The sequence below is a fragment of the Streptomyces spongiae genome (genome assembly GCF_009377185.1).
GTDB lineage: Bacteria > Actinomycetota > Actinomycetes > Streptomycetales > Streptomycetaceae > Streptomyces > Streptomyces spongiae.
The window spans coordinates 1-7,878 of record NZ_VJZC01000474.1; the positions used below are offsets into that span (position 1 = coordinate 1).

The following is a 7,878-nucleotide window of genomic DNA, read 5'->3' on the forward strand; positions in this document are numbered from 1 at the left end:
GCTCAGGGCCGTGGGCGGAGAGGGAGGATCGCGGGAAGGCCGACGTGCGCGCCCCGGAATGATCCCCTTCGCCCCTTCTCGCGCCCCGGTGGGGGCACCCTGGCTCGTTACCCTTCCGGAATGACCACTCCGGACTTCGCCACGTACATCGCGAGCCTCCCCCGCGTCCTCGCCGGGGCCGCCGCGCTCTTCCGGGACGCCGAGGGGCGGGTGCTGCTCGTGGAGCCCAACTACCGGGAAGGGTGGGCGCTTCCCGGTGGCACGATCGAGTCGGACACCGGCGAGACCCCACGCCAGGGCGCTCGGCGCGAGACCGCCGAGGAGATCGGGCTGGACATCGAGCTGGGGCGGCTGCTCGCCGTGGACTGGGTGCACGGAACGGCCCGGCCGCCGCTGGTGGCATACCTGTACGACGGCGGGGTCCTCGGCGAGGACGACTTCAAGGCGATCCGCCTCCAGGAGGAGGAGCTGCTGTCCTGGCGCATGGTGAAGCCGGACGAGTTGGCCACCTATCTCCCCGGCGCCCTGGGCCGCCGTGTGCTCACCGCGCTGGAGGTAATCGCCGAGAACGCGGGGACGGCGGAGTTGGAGAACGGCAACCGGGTTGCCTGAGTCGCTTCCTGACGTGCTGTCACATTACGTGGCCGGTACGGAAGAGAGGAAAGTGACTCAGGTATAGGAAAGTTCAAACAGGTGCCGGGAAATGCTGACTGCCCGCCACTCCAGCCTCTAGGGTGAATTCGGATGCCGGGACGGGCGTCCTGGGCGCGGGCCGTGGCTCCGGGAAGTGGTGGAGCAGTGGGGAACGGCCAAGGGGAGCCGCCGGGACGAGCGGGTCCCCCTCCGCCCGTGGCGGGCCGATTCTCGCCCGTCATCACCGAGAACAGGCAGCTGAGGTCATGGAACCACTGGACTCAGGCGATCCCGAGGAGCTAGGTCCCTACCGTCTTCTGGCCCGGCTCGGCGCAGGGGGTATGGGACGGGTCTACCTGGCCACGTCCCCGCAGGGCGGGACCGTCGCGGTCAAGGCCATCCGTCCCGAAATGCTGGGGGACAGAGGCTTCCGCATCCGCTTCCGCCGTGAGGTGGCGGCGGCGACGGCGGTCGGCGGCAGATACACCGCGCCCGTGGTGAACGCCGATCCGGACGCCACCACGCCCTGGCTGGCCACCGAGTACATACCCGGCCCGACCCTGGCCGAGGCGGTCGCCGAGCACGGGCCGCTCCCGGTGGAATCGGTGCTCGCGCTCGGCGCCGGCATCGCCGAGGCACTGATCGCCGTGCAGGCCGCCGGGCTGGTGCACCGCGACCTCAAGCCGTCCAACGTGCTGCTCGCCGCCGACGGCCCACGCGTCATCGACTTCGGCATCGTCCGGGCGAGCGACGGCTACGAGCTCACCCGCTCGGGTGCCCTGTTCGGTTCCTTCGAGTACATGTGCCCCGAGCAGGCCACGGGGGATCCGATGGGCCCGGAGGGGGACATCTTCTCCCTGGGATCGGTGCTCGCGTTCGCCGCGTCCGGCCACGCGCCGTTCAGCGGCTCCGCGGCGGCCACGCTCCTCTACAACGTCGTCCACGGCACGCCCGACCTGACGGACGTGCCCGAGCCGCTGGACAAGATCATCGGCCTCTGCCTCGCGCGGGACCCGCGCCTTCGGATCACCCCGGACCGGCTGTCCGCGGCCTGTGCGCCCAGCGGTGTGGAACAGGTGACGGGGGACGGCTGGCTGCCCGCGCCGGTGTCCTCCTCGATCGCCCTCCGTACGGCGGCCGTGACAGCGCTCACCGGCCCACTGCGTGATCCGGTCACGGCGCCCACCGGCACGGACGGCTCGATACCTCCGGGCTCGGCACCTCCGGGCTCGGCACCTCCCGTGTACGGCCAGGGCTGGGAGACCCCTGCCGCCGCACCGCGGCCGACGTACGAGTCCGGTGCCGTCGGCCACACGGGCGAGGTGCGGGCCCTCACCGAGCCGCCAGGACCGGGCCCCTCCTCCTACCCCCCGCCCGAGGAACCAGGACCGTACCGCTCCACCTCGCCCGGGCATCGACTCGTCCTCCCCCGACGCGGACTCTCCCGGCGCTCGGTCCTCACAGCGTCGGCGGCCACCACGGCGACGGTCGCCGTCGGCACCGCCGTGCTGATCACCCGCGGAGAGAAGGCGGACAGGCAGTCCGTGGAGCCGCTCGGCCCGGCCCCGAAGCCGCTCTGGACCCATCGCAGCGGTCCGCTGCTTCAGGCACCGGCGGTCTTCAACCAGGGGACGGCCCTGGTGAAGACCCGCCCGGGCGATCTGGTCTGCCTCGATCTGAAGGACGGCACACGGCCCAAATGGGTCTACAAGGGCATCAGTCAGTCCCCCACCCCGACCGCCCTGGTCTACGACGCGGCGGTGGCGCTGGGCGAGGGCGCGACGGTGATCGGTGTCGACCCGGCCAGTGGCACGGAACGTTTCACGCTCGACTTCGGCGCGGACTACCGGTTCGACACGGTGCTCGGCAGCTACGGCGAGAACCTCCTCTCCATCATCGGTCTCCGGCTGGAGCGCCAGTCCGAGGAGCAGGGCGTGGCGACGTCCACGAACACGGTCTTCCGCGTCGACCTCGAGGCACGCCGGGCCGACGTCATCCCCATCAGCCCGGAGGACGTCGGCATCAAACTGACCCCGGTGATCATCCCCGGCTCCTTCATCTACGCCGACGGCTTGCGCAACGTGACGGCCCGGGGCACCGACGACGGCGGTGCCGTCCGGTGGAAACATGCCGTCGGCTACGACCTGCGGCCGGGGCTGGCCGTGCTCGGCCGCACGGTGTTCGCCGTCGGTCGCGAACTCATGGCGCTGAGCCTGTCCACCGGCAGGTTCCGCTGGCGGGTGCGGGCCGAGCGCGGCCAGTTCGCCTCCCTCGGCGTCCTCGGCAGCACGGTGTACGTCACCGGTACGGACCCCTCCGGCGTGTACGCCTTCAACGCCGCGAACGGCTCCAGGCGCTGGTTCTGCCCGACGCCACGCCTCCACGTCGACGCACCGCTCGCTGTGGGGCCCGACGCGGTCTACGTCCACGCCCTCAGGAACAGAGACGGCTTCTACGCGATCGACGCCGCCCGGGGCGACCTGCTGTGGAACTTCACCGACGGCCGGGAGACCGGCGTCAACGACTGGCAGCTCGCCTGTGACGCCTCCGGGCACCTGGTGGCCCAGCACTACGACCGCACGTACGGCCTGCCGGCCTCCTGAAGCCGACGGGGACGGGCTCGCCCCGCTTTCCGTCCGATGTCCGTCCGATATCCGTTCGCCCCGGCCAGGCCGGGCGTCCTACCCTCGGGCCCATGAAGAAGCCCCTCGTCGCCCTCCTCAGTGGCGCAGGCATCTCCACCGACTCCGGCATCCCCGACTACCGCGGCCCGGCCGGGCTGTGGCGGCGGGACCCGGAGGCGGAGAAGCTGGTGACCTACGAGTACTACATGGGCGATCCGGAGATCCGGCGGCGGTCGTGGCAGATGCGGCGGAAGAACCAGGTGCTGCGGGCGGAGCCGAACGCCGCGCACCGGGCCGTGGCTGACCTGGAGCGGTCCGGGGTGCCGGTGCGGGTGATCACGCAGAACGTGGACGGACTGCACCAGCTCGCCGGGATGCCCGCCCGCAAGGTGCTCGAACTGCACGGCACCGCCCGGACCGTCGTATGCACCAAGTGTGAGGCGAAGGGCCCGGTCGAGGACGCGCTCGCCCGGGTGGAGGCCGGTGAGCCCGATCCGCCGTGCCTGGAGTGCGGCGGGATCCTGAAGACGGCGACCGTGATGTTCGGTCAGCGGCTCGATCCCGAGGTGCTGGGCGAGGCGGTCGCGATCACCAAGGCGTGCGAGGTGTTCATCGCCGTCGGAAGCAGCCTGCAAGTACAGCCCGCCGCAGGGCTCGCCGGCGTAGCCGCCGACCACGGCGCACGGCTGATCATCGTCAACGCCGAGCCGACACCGTACGACGAACGCGCCGACGACGTCGTGCGGGAGCCGATCGGGACCGCCCTGCCCGAGCTGCTGCGAGGGCTCAGCTCCGCCGGCGCCTGAGCGGCCTGCTCCTAGGGTGTCAGGACGAGGAACGGTGGGTGACGCGGATCTTGGACTGGCCGTGCGGGAGTTTCTCCCAGTCGTCCATGAAGCGGGCCTCCAGGCCGTGCTTCGCGGCCAGCGCGACGAGCGTCTCGGTGCGGTAGTAGAAGTCCTCCCTCAGTACGTGGTGCTCCTGGCCCTCGGTGCGGTCGAAGGTGAAGTCGAACCAGCCGCCCGGTGCCAGCACCCGGCCGACGTTGACCAGGCACTCGTCGATGACGTGGAGCGGCGAGTGCGAGAAGACGCTGTGCGCGTGGACCACGTCGAAGTGGGCGTCGGGGAGGAACCGGAGGGTCAGGTCGTGTACGGGGGTGAGGGTGGGGAGCCGGTTCTGCAGTCCCATCTCCACGATCGTCTCCTGGGCGGCGGTCAGGATGTCGGGCGAGATGTCGATGCCGTAGTAGTGCCCTGGTTCCAGGTGGCGGATGAACCGCCAGCCTCCCCGCAGGTTGCCGCAGCCGATCTCCAGCATGCGGTGCTCGGGACGCAGACCGTGGCCGAGGAGGTAGTCGAACTGCATCGCCCCGAGCGCCATCCACCGTTCACGGCTGCGGCTGCCGACCGCCGCGTCCGGGTCGGCGCGGGTGTCGGAGCGCATCACCGCGCGGTAGTACGCGATGTGGTCCGGATGGCGGTGGCGCAGCCACATGTCACGGGCAACGCGGACCATGTGGCGTGGCACCCGCTCGGGGTGGCGCAGGGCGTAGGTGACGCGGTGTCCGAGGGCGGCCCGGTTGGCGGTGACGTTCTTCCTGGTCGGCGGCACGGCGTTGTCCCTTCCCGAAGTGGCGTGGGTGCTGATACCAGACTGGACGCACCGGCGGGGGTTCGGCTCGGTCGGCCGGGTCCGGTCCGGGGGCGGTTCGGACGATCCTCGTATCAGCCGATCGAGTGATGCGATCGGGAGTCCGCCACGTTAGACACCGAAGGGCGGCCTGTGAAGCCCACGACGGCTCGGGCTTTCCACGTCAGAACAGAGCCGTCCCCCGTTCGAAGTCCAGCAGGCGCCGCTTGCGCTCCAGGCCGCCGCCGTATCCGGTGAGGCTGCCGTCGGAGCCGACCACGCGGTGGCAGGGGACGATGATGCCGACGGGGTTCTTGCCGTTGGCCAGACCGACCGCGCGGGACGCCTTGGGGTTGCCGAGGGCGTCGGCGAGGTCACCGTACGAGCGGGTCTCGCCGTACGGGATACGGCAGAGCTGTTCCCACACGGAGCGCTGAAAGGGCGTGCCGGTGAGGTGGAGCGGGAGCGTGAACTCCTTGAGCTCACCCGCGAAGTAGGCGCGTAGTTGCTCGGTGACCTCGCCGAACGGCGTGTCGTCGGGGTCGCCGAACGTCTCCTCCGGCGGGCGGTGGCGTTGGTCCGTCATATAGAGGCCGGACAGGACACCGTCCGTGGCGACGAGGGTGAGAGGGCCGTACGGGCTGTCGGTGATCGTGTGCTGTTTCATCGGGTGCCCCTTGAACAAACTGTTCATACGGGAAGGAAGTTGATCGGGTGGCTGTCGGTGGCCCACAGGTACTGGACCGCGTACGCCCGCCAGGGCCGCCAGGCCGCCGCGCGGGCCGTGAGCGCGGCCGGAGTCGACGGCAGCCCCAACTCCTGTGCGGCACGCCGGATACCGAGGTCGGTGGGGAGGAACGCGTCGGGGTCACCGAGGGCGCGCATCCCGATGACGTCGACCGTCCACGGGCCGAAGCCGGGCAGGGCGAGGAGTTCGGCGCGTGTCTCCTCCCAGTCGCTGTCGACGCCCAGGCGGAGTGTGCCGTCGGCGAGGTGGCGGACGAGCGTGGTGAACGTCGTGCGACGGGTCCGGGGCATCGCGAGGCACTCGGGGTCGAGGCCCGCCAGCGCCTCAGAGGACGGGAACAGGTGGGTGAGGCCGCCCTCCGGGTCGTCCACCGGCTCGCCGTGTGCGGTGACCAGACGGGCGGCGTGGGTGCGGGCGGCGGCCGTGGAGACCTGCTGTCCGAGCACGGCCCGTACGGCGAACTCGGCCTCGTCGACGGTACGGGGCACCCGACGGCCCGGAGCCTTGTCGACCAGCGTCGCCAGCACCGGGTCCTCGCGCAACTGGTCGTCCACCGCCACCGGATCCGCGTCCAGGTCGAGCATCCGGCGGCAGCGGCTGATGGCGACGGGCAGGTCACGCAGGTCACTGAGGGTGAGGCGGCAGGCGATGTGGTCCGGGGCCGGGGTGAGCCCGACGACGCCGTGACCGTAGGGGAGGCGCAGGGTGCGGCGGTACGCGCCGTCACGCCACTCCTCGACACCGGGTACGGCGGTGGCGGCCAGGTGGCCGAAGAGGTTGTCAGGGTTGAGCGGGGCCCGGAAGGGGAGGCGGAGGGCCAGCGCGCCGGGGGCTCCCGGGGAGCCTGAAGCGGGGGCGTCCGGTCTTTTCGCGCTCCGTTCGCGCAGGTCGCTCGGCGACAGCGCGAAGACCTCCCGCACGGTGTCGTTGAAGGTGCGGACCGAGGCGAACCCGGCCGCGAAAGCGATCTCCGCCATCGGCAGCGCGGTCGTCTCGATGAGCAGTCGCGCCGTCTGCGCCCGCTGGGCCCTGGCGAGCGCGAGCGGCCCGGCGCCCAGCTCCGCGAGGAGCTGCCGCTCGATCTGGCGGGTGCTGTAGCCGAGCCGCCGGGCGAGCCCGGGGACCCCTTCGCGGTCCACGATCCCGTCCGCGACGAGCCGCATCGCGCGGGCCACGAGGTCGGCACGCTGGTTCCACTCGGGTGAGCCCGGGCTGGTGTCCGGGCGGCACCGCTTGCACGCCCGGAACCCCGCCTGCTGGCAGGCCGCCGCGCTCGGGAAGAACGTCATGTTCTCCGGCTTGGGCGGCACCACCGGGCAGCTCGGCCGGCAGTAGATCCGCGTGGTCAGGACGGCGGTGTAGACCCACCCGTCGAACCGCGCGTCCTTCGACTGCACGGCACGTACGCATCGCTCGGTGTCGGTGTGCATTCCGTTCCGCATGAATCCAGGATCGGGGACGGAAAGGGTGCGTGGCTGGCAGGAATCCGACATCGAGGTGCGCTCCGTAAGGGGCGCGGGGAGCTGCGCGACAAGCCACGACGAACCCGCAGCCGCCACACCGCCCCAACCACCTACGGCGCAGTGGCGCTCCTCCACGCACTCTCACGAAGCAGCCGCAACCCGTTCAACCCCACCAACACGGTCGACCCCTCATGCCCGGCCACCCCCAGCGGCAAGGGGAGATGCCCCGCCAGATCCCACACCACCAGCACGGCAATGCACGTCCCGGCGATCACCAGGTTCTGGACGACCAGTCGACGCGCCGCCCGGGACAGCCGTACGACCGCCGGAATCGCGGTCAGCTCGTCGCGCACGACAACCGCGTCCGCCGTCTCGAGCGCCAGGTCGGCCCCACCCCGTCCCATCGCCACGCCGGCATGCGCCGCGGCCAGCGCCGGCGCGTCGTTGACGCCGTCGCCGACGAACAGCACCTTGCGCCCACCGCGTTGAAGGTCCCGTACGGCGTCCACCTTGCCCTCCGGCAGGAGACCGGCACGCACATCGGTGATGCCGGTGTCCGTGGCGACCTGCGCGGCGGCGGCCCGGTTGTCGCCGGTGAGCAGGACGGGAGCCGTGCCGGTGACGGCGGTGAGCGCGGACACCGCCCCGGGGGCATCGCGACGGAGGCGGTCGGTGAAGGTGAGGGTGCCGACACCGGCCCCGTCCCGTTCGACGAGGACCGTCGTTCCCTGGACGGACTCGACATCCTCGTACTCCCCCGCACGCCCCACCGTCACCG

7 protein-coding genes are annotated in these 7,878 nt (G+C 71.5%); 3 read left to right on the top strand and 4 right to left on the bottom strand.

Going from position 1 to position 7,878, the window contains the following annotated elements:
* The first annotated feature begins 120 nt into the window (after window positions 1-120).
* From FNH08_RS38590 to FNH08_RS38600, 3 genes are all read left to right on the top strand, one after another.
* The gene (locus FNH08_RS38590; RefSeq protein WP_152776188.1) at window positions 121-612 is read left to right on the top strand and encodes an NUDIX domain-containing protein; all 492 of its coding nucleotides are present in this window, start codon (window positions 121-123) and stop codon (window positions 610-612) included.
* A 362-nt stretch (window positions 613-974) separates the two neighbouring features.
* Window positions 975-3,236: a protein kinase domain-containing protein gene (locus FNH08_RS38595; RefSeq protein WP_407704545.1), complete on the top strand. Its 2,262-nt coding sequence runs from the start codon at window positions 975-977 to the stop codon at window positions 3,234-3,236.
* Between the two features lie 92 nt (window positions 3,237-3,328).
* Complete coding sequence (locus FNH08_RS38600; RefSeq protein WP_152776190.1) at window positions 3,329-4,063, top strand: SIR2 family NAD-dependent protein deacylase; 735 nt, start codon at window positions 3,329-3,331, stop codon at window positions 4,061-4,063.
* Window positions 4,064-4,082: 19 nt separating this feature from the next.
* On the opposite strand, the gene FNH08_RS38605 is transcribed toward FNH08_RS38600, so the two are convergent.
* The 4 genes from FNH08_RS38605 to FNH08_RS38620 all read right to left on the bottom strand — a co-directional run.
* Window positions 4,083-4,871: a class I SAM-dependent methyltransferase gene (locus tag FNH08_RS38605; protein ID WP_322726175.1), complete on the bottom strand. Its 789-nt coding sequence runs from the start codon at window positions 4,869-4,871 to the stop codon at window positions 4,083-4,085.
* A 202-nt stretch (window positions 4,872-5,073) separates the two neighbouring features.
* Window positions 5,074-5,556 (bottom strand): methylated-DNA--[protein]-cysteine S-methyltransferase, encoded by a 483-nt coding sequence (locus FNH08_RS38610; RefSeq protein ID WP_152776192.1) that lies wholly within the window; start codon window positions 5,554-5,556, stop codon window positions 5,074-5,076.
* A 23-nt stretch (window positions 5,557-5,579) separates the two neighbouring features.
* Window positions 5,580-7,067 (bottom strand): AlkA N-terminal domain-containing protein, encoded by a 1,488-nt coding sequence (locus tag FNH08_RS38615; protein WP_152776194.1) that lies wholly within the window; start codon window positions 7,065-7,067, stop codon window positions 5,580-5,582.
* A 143-nt stretch (window positions 7,068-7,210) separates the two neighbouring features.
* Window positions 7,211-7,878, bottom strand: a 668-nt coding sequence (locus FNH08_RS38620) for an HAD-IC family P-type ATPase (protein WP_152776193.1), incomplete at its 5' end; no start/stop codon positions are given.